The sequence below is a fragment of the Streptosporangium sp. CA-115845 genome, assembly GCF_050943795.1.
GTDB lineage: Bacteria > Actinomycetota > Actinomycetes > Streptosporangiales > Streptosporangiaceae > Streptosporangium.
In genome coordinates this window covers 5,213,492-5,231,427 of the sequence record NZ_CP191988.1, presented here as the reverse complement: position 1 = coordinate 5,231,427, position 17,936 = coordinate 5,213,492, and the positions used below count along the sequence as shown (strand labels likewise).

Genomic DNA, 17,936 nt, shown 5'->3' with positions numbered 1-17,936 from the left:
TATCCCGCTTGGCGGTCGATCCGTCATTGCTCGGGCCCGACCGGCCGGGGACCTGTGGAAAACGGCTTCCGCCATCATAGCCAACGTCATTACGATTTGAAGAATTATGCAATTTGGCACATCATCAGGAAGGGTGTGCCGGTAAACCGGACGCCGGGGATGACCTGATCCACGGGAGGTGGGGGGCGTGAGCGAGAGCGAGTTCGCGGCGGAGTTAAGGGCGCGCATGGCCGATGTCGACGGCGAGTTGGAGCTCGTGCGCCGGGCCTCCGACGATCACGCGGCCGAGGTCCTGACCGGGCGCCTGGAGAACCCGCCGCGCATCGTCGCCCGGTACGGCGTCGATGTACGCCCCCCCGGTGGCGGGCCAGTCGCCGGGGCCGCGTGATCATGCCGGTGCCACTGCACCAGGCCAAGGCCGAGCTCTTTCGCACCCTCGGCCATCCGGTCCGTGTCCGGGTGCTGGAGCTGCTGCAGGACGGCCCCCTGCCGGTGCGGGATCTGCTGAGCGCCATCGACGTCGAGGCGTCCAACCTCTCCCAGCAGCTGGCGGTGCTGCGCCGTGCCGGGCTCGTGACCGCCACCCGGGAGGGCGCCACCGTCGTGTACGCGCTCTCCACCCCGGATGTGGCCACCCTGATGTTCGCGGCGCGATCCATCCTGACCGAGCTGCTCGCCGAGCAGGGTGAGCTGCTCGCCGAACTGCGCGCCGAGGCTCGCGGGTGAGCACGCCCGCCGCCGGGTTCCCGCCCCGAGTGGGCCGGAGCCCGGCGGCGCGAGGCCGGGCCGCCTCAGCTCGCCGTGATCGTCTCGGGGTCGTGGCCATAGAGCCAGGCGTTCTGCCGGAGCGGGTCGCCGCCGGCGAAGGCCGCGTCGCGCTCCAGCTGGGCGGGCCCGTCGGGCAGGTGGTTCTGCACCTCGCGGCCGCGGCTCATCAGCTGCACCTGCGAGGCCCGGGGCCGGCGGATCTCCGCATAGCGGACCAGCGCCTGCGCCACCGTCTCGCGGGTGGCGGTACGCAGGCAACTCGCGAGGACCACCGCGTCCTCGACCGCCTGGGCGGCTCCCTGGCCGAAGAAGGGCAGCATCGAGTGGGCGGCGTCACCCAGCAGGGCCACCCGCCCGGATGTCCAGCGCTCCAGGGGGCTGCGGTCGTACAGGGCCCAGCGCCTGGTCTCGGTGGCCGAGGCGACCAGCTGCCCCAGCCGCGGGTCCCAGGTCTCGAACTCGCGCGCCAGGTCCTCGATCCGCCCCTCGGCGGTCCACGACTCGACCCGCCACTCGCCGGCGGGCACGATCGCAACGATGTTGATCAGCTTTCTGTCCCTGATGGGGTAGTGGACGAAGTGCCGGCCCGGGCCCAGCCAGAGCGTGTGCACCCGGCGTAGCGCCAGCTCCGGCGCGTGCTCGGCCTCGACCAGGCACCGGTAGGCGCACAGCCCGGAGAAACGCGGCGGCGCCTCCTCGACGACCGTGGGCCGTACCGCCGAGTGGATGCCGTCCGCGCCGATCACCCCGTCGGCGGTCACCGTCGTCTTCTCGCCCCGGCTGTCGGTGAAGACCAGCTCGACCTCGGAGCCGTCCTGGCGCAAGGTCTCCAGCCTCCGGTCGGCCCTGACCACGTCCGAGGGCAGTGCCTCCAGCAGCATCTCGAGCAGGTCGGCCCGGTGCGCGACGTAGCAGTCGGCGCCGTACAGCCGGCGGCACTCCTCGCCCATCGGCTGGGAGAACAGCACCTGGCCGTCCTGCCAGCGCCGGAACTCCCAGGCGGCCTCCAGCGGCACGGCGAAGGACGCCAGCCGCTCGCCGAGCCCGGCTCGCGCCAGGGGGCGGACCATGTTGGGGCCCACCACGATCCCGGCGCCGACCTCACGCAGTTCGGCGGTCTGCTCGTACACGACCGCCTCGACACCCGCCTGCCGCAGCAGCAGGGCGGTGGCCAGCCCGCCGAGGCCTCCGCCGATGATGGCGATTCTCACTCAGGGGTTCCTCTCCTCGAGAGGCCTCTCATCCCGGTGCGCCGCGATATGGAAGCGCACCGGCCAAGACGCCTGCGACGTCGTTTCAGCTCTCCGGCCAGGCCACGATCGGGTTGCGCACCGAGCCCAGCCGGTCGATCTCCACCTCGACCACGTCACCGGGCCGCAGGAACCACGCCGGGGTGCGTGCGTGCCCCACCCCCGAGGGCGTGCCGGTCGCCACCAGGTCTCCGGGCAGCAGCGTCATCGTCCGGCTCAGGTGCGCCAGCACCTGCCCGACCGAGAAGATCATATCCTTGGTGTCGCCGTCCTGGACGACCTCGCCGTTGACCCGGGTCACCAGCCGGAGGCCGTCGGCCGGATCGCCCACCTCGTCGGCGGTCACGACAGGCCCGATCGGCCCGCTGTGGTCGGAGTTCTTGCCGAGCGTCCACTGCGCGGTCAGCCGCTGTGCCCGCCGGGCGCTCAGGTCGTTGAAGACCGCGTAGCCGAACACCCCGGCGAGCGCGGTCTCCGGGTCCACGCACCGCATGGCCGTACCGACCACCGCGACCAGTTCGACCTCCCAGTCCAGGCCCGCCTCGTCCGACGGCACCGGCACGGGCGTCCCGTCGACCGCGAGCGACGTCGTCCACCGCCCGAAGATCGTCGGTGTCTCCGGGGTGGAGAAACCGCCTTCTGCGGCGTGTTCGCGGTAGTTCAACCCGACGCACAGCACCCGTGCGGAACCGGTCACCGCCGGAGCCAGGCTCAGTTCGCCCAATGCCAGCTCACCTGCGGGCTCACCGGTGGTGAGCTCGCGCGCCCTGGCGGTCCAGCCGGGCAGATCCTCGTAGAACTCGCTCACCTCGGCCAGCGGCACCACCTGGTCGGTGCCGGTCAGCACTCCCACCCGGACCTGACGACCATCCCGAAACCCGACAAATCTCATCGTTCACTCCCGACATTCCCGGCGAGGGGAACCACCGCATCCTCGAACACCGCCACGGCGCCATCGGCTTACCCGGAGATCTTCGTACATTTCACCTCAATACGGTAATGGGGCAGGGGACACAGATGATCACGGGGGGTGGAGATCCCGGCTCGGGCCCGGTGCGGGGGCGCCCAGGGGAAACCCAGGTGGGGCCGCCCGCCGCGGGCGCCTTCCCGCTCGGGCCCGGCGCCCGGGGTGAACAGGTTCGCCGCGTCGAGGTTGGAACGCCGCCGTGGAGGAACTGTCGATGTATGGACGCACTCGCGCACGTCGACGCCTACTGGCGCGCGGCCAACTACCTGTCGGTCGGTCAGATCTACCTGCTGGCCAACCCGCTGCTGACCGAGCCGTTGCGACCCGAGCACATCAAGCCCAGGCTGCTGGGGCACTGGGGGACCACGCCGGGGCTGAACTTCTGCTTCGCCCACCTCAACCGGATCATCACCGAACGCGGCCAGGACATGATCTACGTCGTCGGTCCCGGCCACGGCGGTCCCGCGGCGGTGGCGCATGCCTGGCTGGAGGGCTCTTATACCGAGAAATATCCGGATGTGGGGCAGGATGCTCGGGGGATGCAGCGGCTCTTCCGGCAGTTCTCCTTTCCCGGCGGCATACCCAGCCACGTGGCGCCCGAGACCCCGGGGTCGATCCACGAGGGCGGTGAGCTGGGCTATGCCCTGGCCCATGCCTACGGAGCCGCGTTCGACAACCCGGACCTGGTGGTGGCCTGCGTCATCGGTGACGGCGAGGCCGAGACCGGGCCGCTGGCGGGCAGCTGGCACTCCAACAAGTTCCTCGACCCCGCCTGTGACGGGGTGGTGCTGCCGATCCTGCACCTGAACGGTTACAAGATCGCCAACCCGACCGTGCTGGCCCGGATCCCCGAGGAGGAACTGGTCAAGCTGATGGAGGGGTACGGCTACCGGCCGCACTTCGTCTCCGGCGGCGACCCCGAGATCATGCACGCGCTGATGGCCGAGACCCTGGAGCGGGTGTTCGACCAGATCGCCGACTACCGGCAGGGACGGGCCGACCGCCTGCCGATGATCGTCCTGCGGACGCCGAAGGGGTGGACGGGGCCGCGTGAGGTCGACGGCCTGCCGGTGGAGGGGACCTGGCGGGCGCATCAGGTGCCGTTGACCAGAGTGCGTGACAGTCCCGAGCATCTGGCGATGCTGGAGGAGTGGATGCGCTCCTACCGGCCGGAGGAGTTGTTCGACGGCCGGGGCCACCCGGTGGCGGAGATCCTGGAGACGGTACCCGAGGGGCCGCTGCGGATGAGCGCCAATCCGCACGCCAACGGCGGTGAGCTGCTGCGGCCGCTGGCGCTGCCCGACTTCCGCGACTACGCGGTCGAGGTGAAGGCTCCCGCTCGCGTGTCGACGGAGCCCACCCGGGTGCTGGGGATGTTCCTGCGTGACGTGATCGCCGCCAACCCCGACAACTTCCGGTTGATGGGCCCCGACGAGACGGCGTCCAACCGGCTGTCGGCGGTCTTCGAGGTCACCGGCCGGGCCTGGGACGCCGAGACCCTGCCCACCGACGAGAACCTCGCCAGGGGCGGGCGGGTGATGGAGGTGCTCAGCGAGCACCTGTGCCAGGGCTGGCTGGAGGGGTACCTGCTGACCGGCCGTCATGGGCTGTTCAACTGCTACGAGGCGTTCATCCATATCGTCGACGCGATGTTCAACCAGCACGCCAAATGGCTGGAGGCCTGCCGGAAGATTCACTGGCGGCGGCCGATCGCGTCGTTGAACTACCTGCTGTCATCGCATGTGTGGCGTCAGGATCACAATGGCTTCTCCCATCAGGATCCGGGTTTCCTGGACGTGGTGATGAACAAGAAGGCCGAGGTGGTGCGGGTCTACCTGCCGCCGGACGCCAACACGCTGCTGTCGACGGCGGATCACTGCCTGCGCTCGCGTGACTACGTCAACGTGATCGTGGCGGGTAAGCAGCCGGTGCTGGACCTGCTGCCGATGGACGAGGCGATCGCGCACTGCACCCGGGGCCTGGGCATCCTGGAGTGGGCCAGCAGCGATGCCGGCACCGAGCCGGACGTGGTGCTGGCGTGCGCGGGGGACGTGCCCACGCTGGAGACGCTGGCGGCGGCGGCCCTGGTGCGCGAGTACCTGCCCGAGCTGAAGGTGCGGGTGGTCAACGTGGTGGACCTGATGCGGCTGCAACCGCCGAGCGAGCATCCGCACGGCATGTCGGATGCCGAGTTCGACACGCTCTTCACCGCCGACAAGCCGGTCGTCTTCAACTTCCACGGCTATCCGTGGCTGATCCACCGGCTGACCTACCGGCGCCATGGCCATGACAACATCCATGTGCGCGGCTACAAGGAGGAGGGGACCACCACCACCCCGTTCGACATGGCCATGCTCAACGACATCGACCGTTTCCATCTGGTCATGGATGTCATCGACCGGGTTCCCGGGCTGGCGGAGCGGTCGGCGCATCTGCGTCAGCACATGATGGACCGCCGGCTGAGCGCTCGCGCCTACACCCGTCAGTACGGCGAGGATCCCGCCGAGATCCGCGACTGGACCTGGCCGTACTGACCACGACCCCGCCCGTGCCCTGCCCGTGGGAGCCGCACGGTTTCCCGGGCAGGTCGCACCCTCAGCACGGACGTGCCCCGGTTCCCCCTGGGGGGCCGGGGCACGCGTGCCGGATTTACGGCGGATGGTCAGTGAGGCTGTTCGGTGACGAGAAACGCGACGCCGCCACCCTCGTCGACGTCGGCGTCCAGGGACTTGTCGTCCAGCATGTCCACGACCTGCGGGTCGAGGAAGATCCGTGCTCCTGCCGACTCCACCACCTTGTCGGCGGACTCGGGGTGTTCGGCGATCGACAGCATGAGCGATCCGGTGCCGTCGCTCTGGGACGAGATGCGGACCCCGGTATCGGGAGAGTCCGTCACCTGCGAGCTGAGATCCCGGATTACCTGGGCTGCGGTGTCCGTCAATGTGAGCATTGCTCCTCCTTGTCGGTATCGGCACTTGGATCCTTCGCCCTTGCCCGCTCTCATCCGGCCCAACCATCCACCCGGAGTTTCTCGTGGCCACCGCCTCTTGATCCTCATCCGGCGGGCGCCGGGATGGTAGCCGGCGCCGACCACCACCGCCTCGCGCGGTCCGCTCTCCAGGGCCCGCAGTAGCGCGATGCCGTCGTCCAGGGTCTGCACGCCGTGGATGCCCCCGGCTCCGGCCCCGGGCAGGTCGGGGCGGCCGGGCACGGCGTGACGAGATGGCCGTTTGGGCACGCCGTGCCCGCGCCTTCCTTCGAGTGTCCATGCGGGGGCCGGGCACCGCTGCCACCGGCCTGGGCCCTCCTTCCGGCGCCCGGGACGGTACGGCTTCGAACAACCGCTTTCTGAAAGTTCCGACAAGAAAATGACGTCATCAAGCATCTTCTTGCGGCTGGATGACTCCGTCCCGCGTTGTCTCGATATATCCGCAGGTCAGATGAATTTCTTGGGTGCGGCGAGGTGGTACGACGGGGTGGCCGACCAGTCACTGTCACTTTTTTGCATCTGAACTGACGGACTCTTGCTACTTCCTGCACGCCTCTATATGTTTCTCGCAACCGACCCGCCAAGGAGTGCCTCGGATGAAATCCCCCAAGCTCTCGATGCTGCTCGCCGCAGCCATCGCGCTCACCGCCGCCGGTTGCGGCAACGACGACAGCGGATCCAAGGCCGCCGAAACCAGTCCGAGCGCCGCTGGGGCCGATGCTCCGGTCACGATCTCCGTCGGCTGCCAGCCGCCGAAGAGCAACCCGCTGGAGCGAACCGCCTGGGACGAGGACGTCGCCGCGTTCCAGAAACTGCACCCGAACATCACGATCGACAGCAAGGACGCCTTCCCCTGCATCAACCCGGACACCTTCCAGGCGAAGCTGGCCGGCGGCACGATGGAGGACGTCTTCTACGTTTATTACACCGATGTCAAGAAGATCATCGCGGCGGGCCAGGCGGCCGACATCGGCCCGTACGTCGGCAGCGTCACCAAGCTGGGCGACCTGCGGCCCGATGTCATGAGCATCTTCAAGGAAGGCGACAAGATCTACGGCCTTCCCAGGAACAACTACTCCATGGGCCTGGTCTACAACCGCAAGCTGTTCACCCAGGCGGGTCTCGACCCTGCCGCGCCGCCCAAGACCTGGGCCGAGCTGCAGGAGGCCGCGAAGAAGATCTCCGGACTTGGTGCCGGATATGTCGGATTCGGTGAGTACAGCGCCGGCAACACCGGTGGCTGGCACTTCGCCGCCTCCCTCTACGGGCGGGGTGGCGAGATGGTCACTCCCGACGGCAAGACCGCGGCGTTCAACAGCCCGGAGGGCAAGGCAGTCCTGGAGAACCTCAAGACCATGCGCTGGACCGACAACAGCATGGGCACCAAGCAGCTCCTCCAGTGGGAGGACCTGATGCGGATGATGGGCGGCGGCAAGCTCGGCATGATGATCGGCGCCCCGGATGTCGTCCAGACGGTCAACAACGACTTCAAGGGCAAGTTCGAGGACTACGGGGTCACCGCTCTGCCCGAGGCCAGGGCCTCACTCAACGGCGGCGACGGCTACATGATCAACCCCAAGGCCACGCCCGAGAAGATCAAGGCCGCCATGCTGTGGCTGGAGTTCCATGAGCTGACCCCGGGCCAGGGGCAGTTCAACTACGCGCGCAGCAAGCAGCAGGGCCGTCCGGTCGGCCTGCCGATCCCCGACCTGTACGGCGACGCCGCGCCGGGCAAGGAGATCACCGAGCTGCGTAAGGCGAACGCCACGGTGCCGGTGGAGAACTTCACCCCCTTCGTGGAGGGATCGGCGACCATCCAGAACAAGCTGGAGCCGCCGAAGTCCCAGGAGCTCTACGCGATCCTCGACGTCCCCATGTCGGCGGTGCTGACCAGGCAGGACGCCGACATCGACAAGCTCCTGGCCGACGCTGAGGCCAAGGCCAACAAGGTGCTGGCGAAGTCGAGCTGATCTTCTGCTCCCCGGGGTGCCGGCCCGTCGGCCGGCACCCCGGCACTCATGTCGAAATCGGGAGTCAACCGATGACCACAATGACCGTGAAAGGCTCACGGCGGCGGGGAGCGGGGGCGTTCCGGCGTGGGCTGCAACGCAACCTGACCGCCTACGGGTTCCTCTGCGCGGCGCTGATCTGCTTCGCCTTCTTCTCCTGGTACCCCATGGTGCGGGAGGTCCTGCTCAGCTTCCAGCAGACGAACTTCGTCGACGACCCGACCTGGGTCGGCCTGGAGAACTTCCGCACCGTGACGGAGGACTCGGCGTTCGCCGACGCGTGGCTCAACACCCTTGCCTTCACCGGCCTGGCGCTCGTGTTCGGCTACGTCATCCCCTTCGTGGCGGCGATCGTCCTCAACGAGCTGCGACACGCGCGGGCCTACCTGAGGTTCATCGTCTATCTCCCGGTGATGCTGCCGCCGGCCGTCGGGGTGCTGCTGTTCAAGTGGTTCTACGACCCGGGCGCCGGACTGTTCAACCAGATCCTGGAGCTGGCGCACCTGCCGGCCCTGAGCTGGCTGGACTCCACGGACACCGCGCTGATCTCCCTCGTGATCGTCTCCACCTGGATGAACCTGGGAACCGGCACGCTGATCTACCTCGCCGCGCTGCAGAGCATCCCGAGCGAGCTGTACGAGGCCGCGGAACTGGACGGTGCCGGGATCTTCAAGAGGGTCTGGCACGTCACGATCCCGCAGACCAGGCTGATCCTGCTGGTGATGCTGCTGCTGCAGATCGTGGCGACCATGCAGGTCTTCATCGAGCCCTACCTGCTCACCGGCGGCGGCCCGGAGAACGCGACGCTCACCGTCGCCTACCTCATGTACCAGTACGCCTTCAACTTCGGTGACTTCGGCGCCGGGGGCGCGCTCGGGCTGATGCTCATGGTCGTGCTGATGGTGTTCTCCGCCTTCTACCTGCGCCTGTCGCGGGACAACCAGAGCTAGGGAGGAGCCGAGCCGATGTCGAACCTCACAGTCCACCCGCCTCGACCCGCCTCCGCCCGGCCACCGGAGCGGGGCTCGGGGAAGAAGGCCCGGCGGACGCGTGCGGCCAAGGAGGCGCCCAGGGAGTTTCGCAGCCTGGTCTCCCCGCACACGCTCAACACCCCGCGCGGGCGGCTGATCTACCGGATCACGCTGACCCTGGTGGTGGTGGTCTTCACCGCCGCGTTCGTGTTCCCGCTCTACTGGATGGTCACCGGCGCGCTGAAGACCCCCGAGGAACTGGCCCAGATCCCGCCGAGCTTCTTTCCCACCTCCTTCGACTTCGGGGTGTACGCCGAGGCGTGGGACCAGCTCGACCTGGGACTCTTCCTCACCAACACCGTCGTCTACGCCGGCGGCGCCTGGCTGTTCACCTTGGCCATCGACGTCTCGGCCGCCTACGCGCTGTCCAAACTGCGACCCGTGCTGGGCAACGTGGTCCTGGCGCTGATGCTGGCCACGCTCATGATCCCGCCGATGGTCATCCTGCTGCCCGCCTACCTGACGGTCAAGGACATGCCGATCTTCGGCTGGGACCTGCTGAACACCCCGTGGGTGATCTGGTTGCCCGCGGCGGCCAACGGGTTCTTCATCTTCCTGCTCAAGCGTTTCTTCGACTCGATCCCCCGGGAGTTGCTGGAGGCCGCCCAGATCGACGGCGCCTCTCCGGCCCGCATCCTGTGGTCGATCGTGCTGCCCGTCTCCCGGCCGATCCTCGGAGTGGTGTCCATTCTCTCGGTGGTCAACGTCTGGAAGGATTTCGTCTGGCCGCTGCTCGTACTGCCGGACGGGGAGAAGATGACGATCAGTGTGGGCATCGCCTCGCTCTCGGCGCAGATGCCGCAGAACGTGCTGATCGCCTCATTGGTGATCGCGAGCATCCCGACCATGGTCGTTTTCTTCATCTTCCAGCGCAGCATCATGGCCGGCCTCACGGCCGGCAGCCTCAAGGGCTGACCTCGTTACCCACTTTCAACCGCAAGGAGTTGTTCCAGCATGTCCGGCAGCACCTTCCCGGGAGCGACCCCGGACCCCGAAGCATGGTGGCGGGGAGCCGCGATCTACCAGGTCTATCTCCGGAGCTTCGCCGACGGTGACGGCGACGGGATCGGCGACCTCGCGGGACTTCGCGCCCGCCTGCCATACCTCTCCGACCTGGGCATCGGTGCGATCTGGCTCAACCCCTGGTACCCGTCGCCGATGGCCGACGGCGGGTACGACGTGGCCGACTACCGTGACATCGAGCCATCGTTCGGCACGCTCGCCGAGGCGGAGGAGTTCATCGCCGAGGCGCATGCCCTGGGCATCAAGACGATCACCGACATCGTCCCCAACCACGGCTCCGACCAGCAGAAGTGGTTCGTGCGGGCACTGGAGGCCGGGCCCGGGTCGCCCGAGCGCGAGCGCTTCCTGTTTCGCGAGGGCCGGGGAGCGAGCGGTGAGCTGCCGCCCAACGACTGGCAGTCGATCTTTGGTGGTCCCGCCTGGAGCCGGGTCGCCGACGGCCAGTGGTACCTGCACCTGTTCGCCCCCGAGCAGCCGGATTTCAACTGGGCCAACCCCGAGGTCGTCGAGGAGTTCCACGACGTGCTGCGCTTCTGGTTCGACCGGGGTGTGGACGGCATCCGGATCGACTCGGCCGCCCTGCTGGTCAAGGACATGGACAGCGAGGGAGGACAGGAGGCGTACACCGACCTCGACGGCGTGCACGACATCTACCGGGGCTGGCGCCGGGTGGCCGAGGAGTACGACGACCGGATCCTGATCGGCGAGGTGTGGCTGCCCGACCAGGAGCGCTTCGCGCTCTACCTGCGCCCCGACGAGATGCACACCGCGTTCAACTTCGACTTCCTGGCGTGCCCCTGGGACGCCGCCGCGCTGCGCCGGTCGATCGAGGAGACCCTGGCCACGCACATCCCGCTGGGCGCGCCTCCCACCTGGGTGTTGTCCAACCACGACGTGACCCGCCCGGTGACCAAGTACGGCAGGGCCGACACCTCCTTCGACCACGCCGACCGCAAGCACGGCATGCCGTCGGATCCGGTGCTGGGCGAGCGGCGGGCCCGCGCGGCCGCACTGCTGGCGATGGCGCTTCCCGGCGGGCTCTACGTCTACCAGGGCGAGGAGCTGGGGCTGCCGGAGGTGGAGGACCTGCCGGACGAGCTGCGCCAGGACCCGATCTGGGTCCGTTCCGGCCACACCGATCCCGGCCGTGACGGCTGCCGGGTGCCGCTGCCCTGGTCGGGTGACGAGCCGCCGTTCGGGTTCGGCGCGGGGCAGCCGTGGCTGCCGCAGCCGCCGGAGTGGAAGGCGCTGACGGCCGAGGTGCAGGCCGCCGACCCGGCGTCCATGTTCACCCTCTATCGCACCGGGCTGCGTCTCCGCCGCGAGCTGCTCGGTGACGGCACGCTGGCCTGGCTGGAGGTGGGGGAGGGGGTGCTGGCCTTCCGCCGGGAGTCGGGCCTGATCTGCGTGGTCAACCTCGGCGCGGAGCCGGTCTCCCTGCCGGAGCACGAGTCGGTCCTGCTGGCCAGCGGTCCGCTGGAGGGGGACAGGCTCCCCTCCGACACCGCCGTCTGGCTCCGGGTGATCTGATCCCCCTCCGGGGCCGCCGCTGACCGGCCGTACCTCGCTCGGCCGGTCAGCGGCATCGTCCACCAGTGGCCCGGTGCATCCGGGCGGCACTCCGGGCCCGCCCAGTATTTTGATCTACTTTGTAAAGGGCGTGGTTCTGAGCGCCCCCGCGGCCAGGGACACAAAAAGAGCCAGCAGAGCGGGGATCACCAGCGCGCGAGGCAGGTCCATCAGCTCGGCGGCACCTCCGATCAGTACGGGGCCGGTGAGAAATCCCGCGTAGCCCAGGCTCGACACCCGGGCCAGCGCCTGTCCGGCGCGAGCCGGGTCGCGGCGACCGGCCGCGGAGAAGACCTGGGGGACGATGCAGGACAGGCCTGCCCCGAAGCAGCCGAAACCGATCACCGCGGCGACCTGATGGTCGGCCAGCAGAGCCAGCCCGAGTCCGGAGGCGGCCAGCGCACCGCACGCGCGTACCAGATTCACCGGCCCCAGCCAGGCGGCCAGCCTGTCGCCGGCGAATCGGCCGGCGGTCATCATGACCGAGAAGGCGGCGTAGGCGGCCGCGGCGAACCCGTCGGAACTGCCAAGGCTCTCACTCAGGTAGACGGAACTCCAGTCGGCCGTGGCTCCTTCTCCGATCATGCAGCAGAAGGCCAGGACACCCAGCAGCATCACCCCTCCGCCCTTGCCGGACGCCGGTTCCGTTCCCGAGGGGACGGCCTGTGCGGCCGGGGGGAGCGCCCAGCGGGCCGCCCAGAGCGCGAGTGCGGCGATCACCGCGGCGACCGCGGCGAACGTGGCTCCCGGGCTGAACGAGGCCTGGGCGAGCAGTCCTCCGCTGGTGGCACCGAGGAACCCGCCGATGCTGAACACCGCGTGGAAGGACGACATGATCGGCCGGCCCATGGCCCGCTCCACCTCGACGGCGCCTGCGTTCATCGCGACGTCCAGGGTGCCGTGCACCGCGCCGAAGACGAACAGTGCGAGGGCCAGGCCGGCCAGGTTCGGCATGTAGGCGGGCAGGACCAGCACCACGCTCTGGGCGAAGGCCATCGGCAGCATCACCTTGGCGCTGCCGTAGCGGTCGACCAGGCGGCCGACCACCTGCATGCCGGCGATCGCCCCGGCGGCGATGCCGAGCAGCGCGATGCTGAGCTCGCCCTCGCTCAGCTCCAGCCCCTGCTTGATCGATGGGATACGTGCCGTCCAGGTGCCGATGGCCATGCCGGAGAGCAGGAAGAGCAGGTAGATCGCCACCCGGCCGCGCAGCAGCGCGGTCTGGTCGAAGGGGATGACGTGCATGGAGGAGGGCTCCAGTCAGGGGGTGCGGATCAGAGTAGACGGTTCGGGCCGTGGACTTTGGGGCGGGCCGTGCAGCAGGGGATCCGGCCGGGCGGGTCAGACGGCGCGGACGGCGACGCCTGCCGCGATCATGGCGTCGTGTTCGGCGGGGGGAAGCGCGGTGTCGGTGACGACCATGTCGAGGCGGTCCAGCGGGCAGACCGCGCCGAACGCGGTGCGGGTGAACTTGCCGGAGTCGGTGGCCGCGACCACGCGCCGGGCGGAGGCGATCGCGGCCTGCTTGACGGCGACGTCGGACAGGTCGTGGGCGGTGAGGCCGTGTTCGGCGGACAGGCCGCAGCAGCCGATGACCGCGGTGTCGAAGCGCAGGGAGCGGATGGCGCTCTCGGTCAACGGGCCGGTGAAGCTCAGCTCACCGGGGCGGACCTCCCCGCCGGGCAGCACCAGGCGGATCCGGGGGGCGGTGCTGAGCTCGGCGGTGACCTGCAGGCAGAGCGGCAGGACCGTCAGGCGGCGGTCACGGATCGCGCGGGCGATCTCCAGGGAAGTGGTGCCGCTGTCGAGCAGCACGGCCTCGCCGTCGGCGAGCAGGGCCGCGACCTCGCTCGCGATCCGTCGCTTGGCCTCCATCGCCTCGCGTTCGCGGACCACGAAGGGCGGTTCCTCCCCGCGCAGCAGCAGGCTCACCGCGCCGCCGCGGACCCGCCTGACCACGCCCTGCTGGGCGAGCTCGTCGAGGTCGCGGCGGATGGTCATCTCCGAGACCGCGTGCTCGACCGCCAGCTCCGCGACGGAGACGGCGTCGCTGGCGCGCAGCGCCGACATGATCGCGCGAATGCGATTGTTACCTTCCATGTGTTCATTTGAACATGGAGTGTGTGAGATTGGCAAACGTGCGGAACAATGGCGGCCATGCGCGCGAGTCGTCTGCTCTCCCTCCTGCTGCTCCTGCAGACGCGAGGGCGGCTGACGGCCACCGAGCTGGCCAGGGAGCTGGAGGTCTCCGTCCGCACGGTCTACCGCGATGTGGAGGCGCTGTCGTCGGCCGGGGTGCCGGTCTACGCCGACCGCGGGCCCGCCGGTGGATATCGCCTGCTGGACGGTTACCGCACCCGTCTCAACGGCCTGACCGCCGAGGAGGCCTCCTCGCTGTTCCTGGCGGCGCTGCCCGGCCCCGCCGCCGAACTGGGACTGGCCGAGGTCGCGGCGAACGCCGAGCTGAAGATGCTCGCCGCGCTGCCCCCCGAGCCGCGCTTCCACGCCGCCAGGATGCGCGAGCGCTTCCACCTGGACGTGCCTGGCTGGTATCGCGACGCCGACGCGGCTCCCTTCCTGGGGGAGGTCTCCGAGGCGGTGTGGGAGCAGCGCCCGCTGCGCATGACCTACCGCCGCTGGGGGCCACGCGACGTCGAGCGCCTGGCACACCCGTACGGCCTGGTCCTCAAGGGTGGGTCGTGGTACATGGTGGCCGTCGCCGGTGAGGGGGAGCCGCGCACCTACAAGGTGGCGCGGATCGTGAGCGCCGAGCTCCTGCCGGGGTGTTTCGAGCGCCCCGCCGACTTCGATCTGCCCACCTTCTGGCAGCGCTATGCGGCCGACTTCCGCGAGCGGATGTACACCGGTGAGGCGCTGGTGCGGATGGCGCCCGGCACCGAGGGAATGCTGCGCCACACGGTGGGCGCCGAGGTCGCCGAGGCCGCGCTCGCCGCCGCGGGCCCGCCCGACGAGCGCGGCTGGGTGGTGCTGCGCCTGCCGACCGAGTCCGTCAGGCACGCCCACTGGCTGCTGCTGCGCCTGGGCGCGGACATCGAGGTGCTGGAGCCGACCGAGCTACGGGAGCGGATGGCCGCCACCGTCGCCGACCTGGCCACGCTGTACGGCACGAGTCCCGGCTGACCTCGCATCGACACCCCGGCTCCGGCCGGCGGCCGAGACCCCGGCGGCCCCGAGCACGGTCGCGGCCGTCGCGGCGTGGTCGGGGATTGTCTCCCGGGTCGGGGTCATGGGCTGGTGAGGATTCCGCGAGGGGTGAGCTCGAACCGGCCGTCGACGACGATGCTGTCGCCGATCTGGATGCCCGCGTTGCAGGAACTGCTCTGGGCGGTGACACGCAGGTGACCGCGATCGTCGATGACGATCGTGCCGTCGGGGTTGGAGTAGGAGGCGTCGGCCTGGCCGGGCTTACCGTTCGGCCCGGCGATGGTGAGTACGCAGCCGTTACTGCTCTCGACCGTGACGGTGATGCCGGACACCCTGCCGGCGACCATGCCCGTTCGCGCGTCGAACGCCGTGGCGTCGAACTTCAGCGGCAGTGTGTCGACGGTGACCTCCATTTTGAGGCCCAGGGGGCCGGCGCACAGGGCGTCGGCGGATCCGAACATGACGCCGGTGATGGCGATGACCCCGTCACCGGTCATGCCGGTTCCTCTGTGGGCTCTGACCTTCGCCTCCACCGTGTTGCAGGAGACACTCCAGCCCGCCTGGACATGTGTGGCGTTCAGGTGCCCGGCGCCGCTGGCGATGCCGCTCATGGGGACGGTCCAGGTCAGTGCCTGTGCCTGCGTCGCGAGACTCACCGGGGCCGAGCTCAGGGTCAGGGCCATCACGCCACCCAGAACGGTCGCGCGCAGAGCGGTTTTGCGGGCGAGTTCGCCGACCGGTGATGGGGCGGTGGGCATCAGGGAACGCAACCAGGCCACGAAACGATGAAACGCCTTACTCATGCTGACTCCCCGTAGCAATTCAAACACGCTCAACCCAAAGCGAACCGCCGGGTCAAACCAGATCACTCGAGTTGGGTCGTGTCAATACGTGTGCGGGCCGCATTGATTGCCTCCGCCCGCTTCCTCGTTTTCGGATGCTCCGTCGTCACCTTTATCCGTCACCTTCGGTGACGAGTAAATCGCGAAACGATGAAACGCCTTGCCCGTACTGACTCTCGGTGGTGACCCAAACACGTGTGGCGCGAATTGAGCCGCCTGGGCAGGCAAAGCCATCTGGGGTGAGCCGTGTCAAGACGTTCGGCCAACATTGGCCGATTCCGGCCAGCCGCCCTGATTTTCGGACGCCCAGTCGTCACCATTGGTAATGGATAAAAACCATCCTCTCTGTCAATTTTTCGATGACCCGGGCGACGCCCCTGACTACCGGCAGTCAGAAAAGGAAGCGTTGCGGGTGCGTCGGGCGCGTCAAGGCGGAGGCGGTCGAAACCTGATTTATAGATCACCCGAAAATGGGGAGACGAGAAAAAGGATCACCAAGTGTGAGGCTCCTCGGTCGTCCTGCCTCCCGGTGTTTCATCACGGCGCTTGACGTATTGATCTTTACTGCCGACTCTTCTGATCCAGTGATCGAATCGCGGGGCAGCACACGAACGGGGGTTCGCGATGGCCGGACCAGGGGAATGGCGGGCGGCACGGCCTTTGGTACGCCAGGCCAGAGATCAGCTCTGGGAGCGCTTCAGAGACGACAAGAACGTGGTCGGTATCGGGTTCGGCCCCCCGAGCCGCGGTGGGCAGCGTCTGGACACTCCCGCCTGCGTCGTCCATGTGGTGAACAAGGTTCCCCTCGGGGAGTTGGCGCCGGGGAGTGCCGTGCCGCGAACCCTCGACATTCAGGGGGCTCAGATCGAGACCGACGTGGTCGAGACCGGGCGCTTTTACGCGCACGCCTACACCGACAGAGAGCGCCCGGCGATCGGGGGAATCAGCGTCGGCCACCCCCTGGTCACCGCGGGCACTCTGGGATGCCTGGTCAAGGACATGCAGAACAATGAGAGGCTGGCGATCCTCTCCAACAACCATGTCCTCGCCGCGGTGAACGAGTGCAAGGCCGGGGATCCCATCTACCAGCCCGGCCCAATGGACGCGTCTCCGGTGCCCGAGAACATCATCGCCACGCTCACCCGATGGCGGGACCTCGCGTTGGACGGAAGAACCCCCAACCGCATCGACGCCGCCGTAGCCACCCTCGCCGACAACTGCGTGGTCTTCGATGACATAAAGGGCAAGATGACGAGGCCGACCGTCGCGCAGCCTGCGGTCGGGCTGCTCTTCGCGGGAAGCAGGTCCGAGACGGTAATCAATCCGATCGGCGATGTGGTCGCTCAGCTCGGAGTGGAGATGACCTTCGGCCCCGCGGCGCGGTCGATCGTGACGGAGGCGGACGTGCGTCCGCCAGGTGCGCCGATCCAGAAGACCGGGCGCACGACCGAGCACACCACGGGTCGGATCACCGCCATCGATGTGATCACAAGCGTCAGCTACGGTGTCCGCGGGGTCGCGGTTTTCGACGGTCAGATCATGGCCACCGCCATGAGCCAGGGGGGCGACTCAGGCTCGATCGTGTGCCGCGGCGGCTCGGGCGACACGAGTTTCGCCCTCTCCTGTCCCTTCCTGGAGGTGGCGGAGGAACTGACCGGAGTGCCGTTCACCCAGGAATGGCTGTCGATCTCGTACGCCCGTGACAAGTACCTCGCCAACACGCTGGTCGGACGCTGGCTGATCGACACCCTCTACCTGAACGAGTCGACGGCCATGATGCGCTCGGCGGAGGTGAAGCCGCAGGTGCCCAACGACGACCGCGCGTTCGCCCAGGCGCTGTACGCCCAGCACGGCGGGGAGATGAAGCTCGCTCTGCTGAACCCCGACCGGGAGGACGTGCGGGTCAGCGAGCAGCTTCTCCTCGATGCCGAGGAGTCCCTGGCCAGGGCTCGCAAGTACATGCTCCCCGAGGAGGCCGACGCGGCCCAGCAGGCGATCGCGCTCATCCGGCAGCAGGGCGTGGTGGGCAAGAACGGCCGGGCCCTGATCAACATGCTGGACGACCCGGAACTCCTGCGGAAGCTCAAGGAGATCGCCGCCGGCTCGGGCTCGTTGCAGGATCCCGATGACTGACGGCAGGGCGGCGACGCCCCGCCCGCGGCGCAAGGCGTGGACGGCCCCGGCGAGCGGTCCGGCCGCGCTCGTCCTGATGTCCGCCACCGTGGTCGGGTGCGCCGGTGAGCAGGGCGAGGATACGGGGCCTTACCGCATGCTCCCCGGCCATGCCGGCAGCGACGGTCTCACCTACGAGGAGTGCTGAGCC

At 68.7% G+C, this 17,936-nt stretch carries 16 protein-coding genes; 10 read left to right on the top strand and 6 right to left on the bottom strand.

Translation table 11 applies throughout. The annotated features are described in order from the left end of the window. Nucleotides 1–187 precede the first annotated feature (187 nt). The gene (locus ACQP0P_RS25865; protein WP_433359067.1) at nucleotides 188–388 is read left to right on the top strand and encodes a hypothetical protein; all 201 of its coding nucleotides are present in this window, start codon (nucleotides 188–190) and stop codon (nucleotides 386–388) included. Between the two features lie 2 nt (nucleotides 389–390). Further along, nucleotides 391–726, top strand: a complete 336-nt coding sequence (locus tag ACQP0P_RS25860; RefSeq protein ID WP_355621942.1) for an ArsR/SmtB family transcription factor — start codon at nucleotides 391–393, stop codon at nucleotides 724–726. Between the two features lie 65 nt (nucleotides 727–791). Here the strand turns inward: ACQP0P_RS25860 and ACQP0P_RS25855 are convergent, their stop codons facing one another. Further along, nucleotides 792–1,979 (bottom strand): FAD-dependent monooxygenase, encoded by a 1,188-nt coding sequence (locus ACQP0P_RS25855; protein WP_433359066.1) that lies wholly within the window; start codon nucleotides 1,977–1,979, stop codon nucleotides 792–794. An 85-nt stretch (nucleotides 1,980–2,064) separates the two neighbouring features. Next, nucleotides 2,065–2,910 carry a fumarylacetoacetate hydrolase family protein gene (locus tag ACQP0P_RS25850; protein WP_433359065.1) on the bottom strand — a complete coding sequence of 282 codons (846 nt, stop codon included), beginning with the start codon at nucleotides 2,908–2,910 and terminating at the stop codon, nucleotides 2,065–2,067. A 293-nt stretch (nucleotides 2,911–3,203) separates the two neighbouring features. Between ACQP0P_RS25850 and ACQP0P_RS25845 the strand changes: the two genes are divergently transcribed. Next, nucleotides 3,204–5,519 (top strand): phosphoketolase family protein, encoded by a 2,316-nt coding sequence (locus ACQP0P_RS25845; protein WP_433359064.1) that lies wholly within the window; start codon nucleotides 3,204–3,206, stop codon nucleotides 5,517–5,519. A 128-nt stretch (nucleotides 5,520–5,647) separates the two neighbouring features. Here the strand turns inward: ACQP0P_RS25845 and ACQP0P_RS25840 are convergent, their stop codons facing one another. Continuing rightward, complete coding sequence (locus ACQP0P_RS25840) at nucleotides 5,648–5,935, bottom strand: Fe-S cluster assembly protein HesB (protein ID WP_350926173.1); 288 nt, start codon at nucleotides 5,933–5,935, stop codon at nucleotides 5,648–5,650. Nucleotides 5,936–6,570: 635 nt separating this feature from the next. Here ACQP0P_RS25840 and ACQP0P_RS25835 point away from each other — a divergent pair. From ACQP0P_RS25835 to ACQP0P_RS25820, 4 genes are all read left to right on the top strand, one after another. After that, nucleotides 6,571–7,944 carry an ABC transporter substrate-binding protein gene (locus ACQP0P_RS25835; RefSeq protein ID WP_433359063.1) on the top strand — a complete coding sequence of 458 codons (1,374 nt, stop codon included), beginning with the start codon at nucleotides 6,571–6,573 and terminating at the stop codon, nucleotides 7,942–7,944. Nucleotides 7,945–8,015: 71 nt separating this feature from the next. Beyond that, entirely contained in the window at nucleotides 8,016–8,933 is a 918-nt protein-coding gene (locus tag ACQP0P_RS25830) for a carbohydrate ABC transporter permease (RefSeq protein ID WP_350929900.1), read from the top strand. 15 nt (nucleotides 8,934–8,948) lie between these two features. Beyond that, nucleotides 8,949–9,929: a carbohydrate ABC transporter permease gene (locus ACQP0P_RS25825; RefSeq protein WP_433359062.1), complete on the top strand. Its 981-nt coding sequence runs from the start codon at nucleotides 8,949–8,951 to the stop codon at nucleotides 9,927–9,929. A 39-nt stretch (nucleotides 9,930–9,968) separates the two neighbouring features. After that, nucleotides 9,969–11,567 (top strand): glycoside hydrolase family 13 protein, encoded by a 1,599-nt coding sequence (locus ACQP0P_RS25820; protein ID WP_433359061.1) that lies wholly within the window; start codon nucleotides 9,969–9,971, stop codon nucleotides 11,565–11,567. 114 nt (nucleotides 11,568–11,681) lie between these two features. Here ACQP0P_RS25820 and ACQP0P_RS25815 read toward each other — a convergent pair whose 3' ends face one another. Continuing rightward, a complete protein-coding gene (locus tag ACQP0P_RS25815; RefSeq protein WP_433359060.1) occupies nucleotides 11,682–12,851 on the bottom strand; it encodes an MFS transporter in 1,170 nt (389 codons plus the stop codon). 96 nt (nucleotides 12,852–12,947) lie between these two features. Beyond that, the gene (locus tag ACQP0P_RS25810; RefSeq protein WP_433359059.1) at nucleotides 12,948–13,706 is read right to left on the bottom strand and encodes a DeoR/GlpR family DNA-binding transcription regulator; all 759 of its coding nucleotides are present in this window, start codon (nucleotides 13,704–13,706) and stop codon (nucleotides 12,948–12,950) included. A gap of 57 nt (nucleotides 13,707–13,763) precedes the next feature. On the opposite strand from ACQP0P_RS25810, the gene ACQP0P_RS25805 reads away from it, so the two are divergent. Next, nucleotides 13,764–14,747 carry a helix-turn-helix transcriptional regulator gene (locus ACQP0P_RS25805; RefSeq protein WP_433359058.1) on the top strand — a complete coding sequence of 328 codons (984 nt, stop codon included), beginning with the start codon at nucleotides 13,764–13,766 and terminating at the stop codon, nucleotides 14,745–14,747. Between the two features lie 104 nt (nucleotides 14,748–14,851). Here ACQP0P_RS25805 and ACQP0P_RS25800 read toward each other — a convergent pair whose 3' ends face one another. Next, a complete protein-coding gene (locus ACQP0P_RS25800; RefSeq protein ID WP_433359057.1) occupies nucleotides 14,852–15,574 on the bottom strand; it encodes a hypothetical protein in 723 nt (240 codons plus the stop codon). A 663-nt stretch (nucleotides 15,575–16,237) separates the two neighbouring features. On the opposite strand from ACQP0P_RS25800, the gene ACQP0P_RS25795 reads away from it, so the two are divergent. Together ACQP0P_RS25795 and ACQP0P_RS25790 are read left to right on the top strand one after the other, a co-directional pair. Further along, the gene (locus ACQP0P_RS25795) at nucleotides 16,238–17,746 is read left to right on the top strand and encodes a hypothetical protein (protein WP_433359056.1); all 1,509 of its coding nucleotides are present in this window, start codon (nucleotides 16,238–16,240) and stop codon (nucleotides 17,744–17,746) included. After that, nucleotides 17,739–17,933 carry a hypothetical protein gene (locus ACQP0P_RS25790; RefSeq protein ID WP_433359055.1) on the top strand — a complete coding sequence of 65 codons (195 nt, stop codon included), beginning with the start codon at nucleotides 17,739–17,741 and terminating at the stop codon, nucleotides 17,931–17,933. Before ACQP0P_RS25795 ends, ACQP0P_RS25790 begins: the two co-directional genes overlap by 8 nt. Nucleotides 17,934–17,936: the final 3 nt, after the last annotated feature.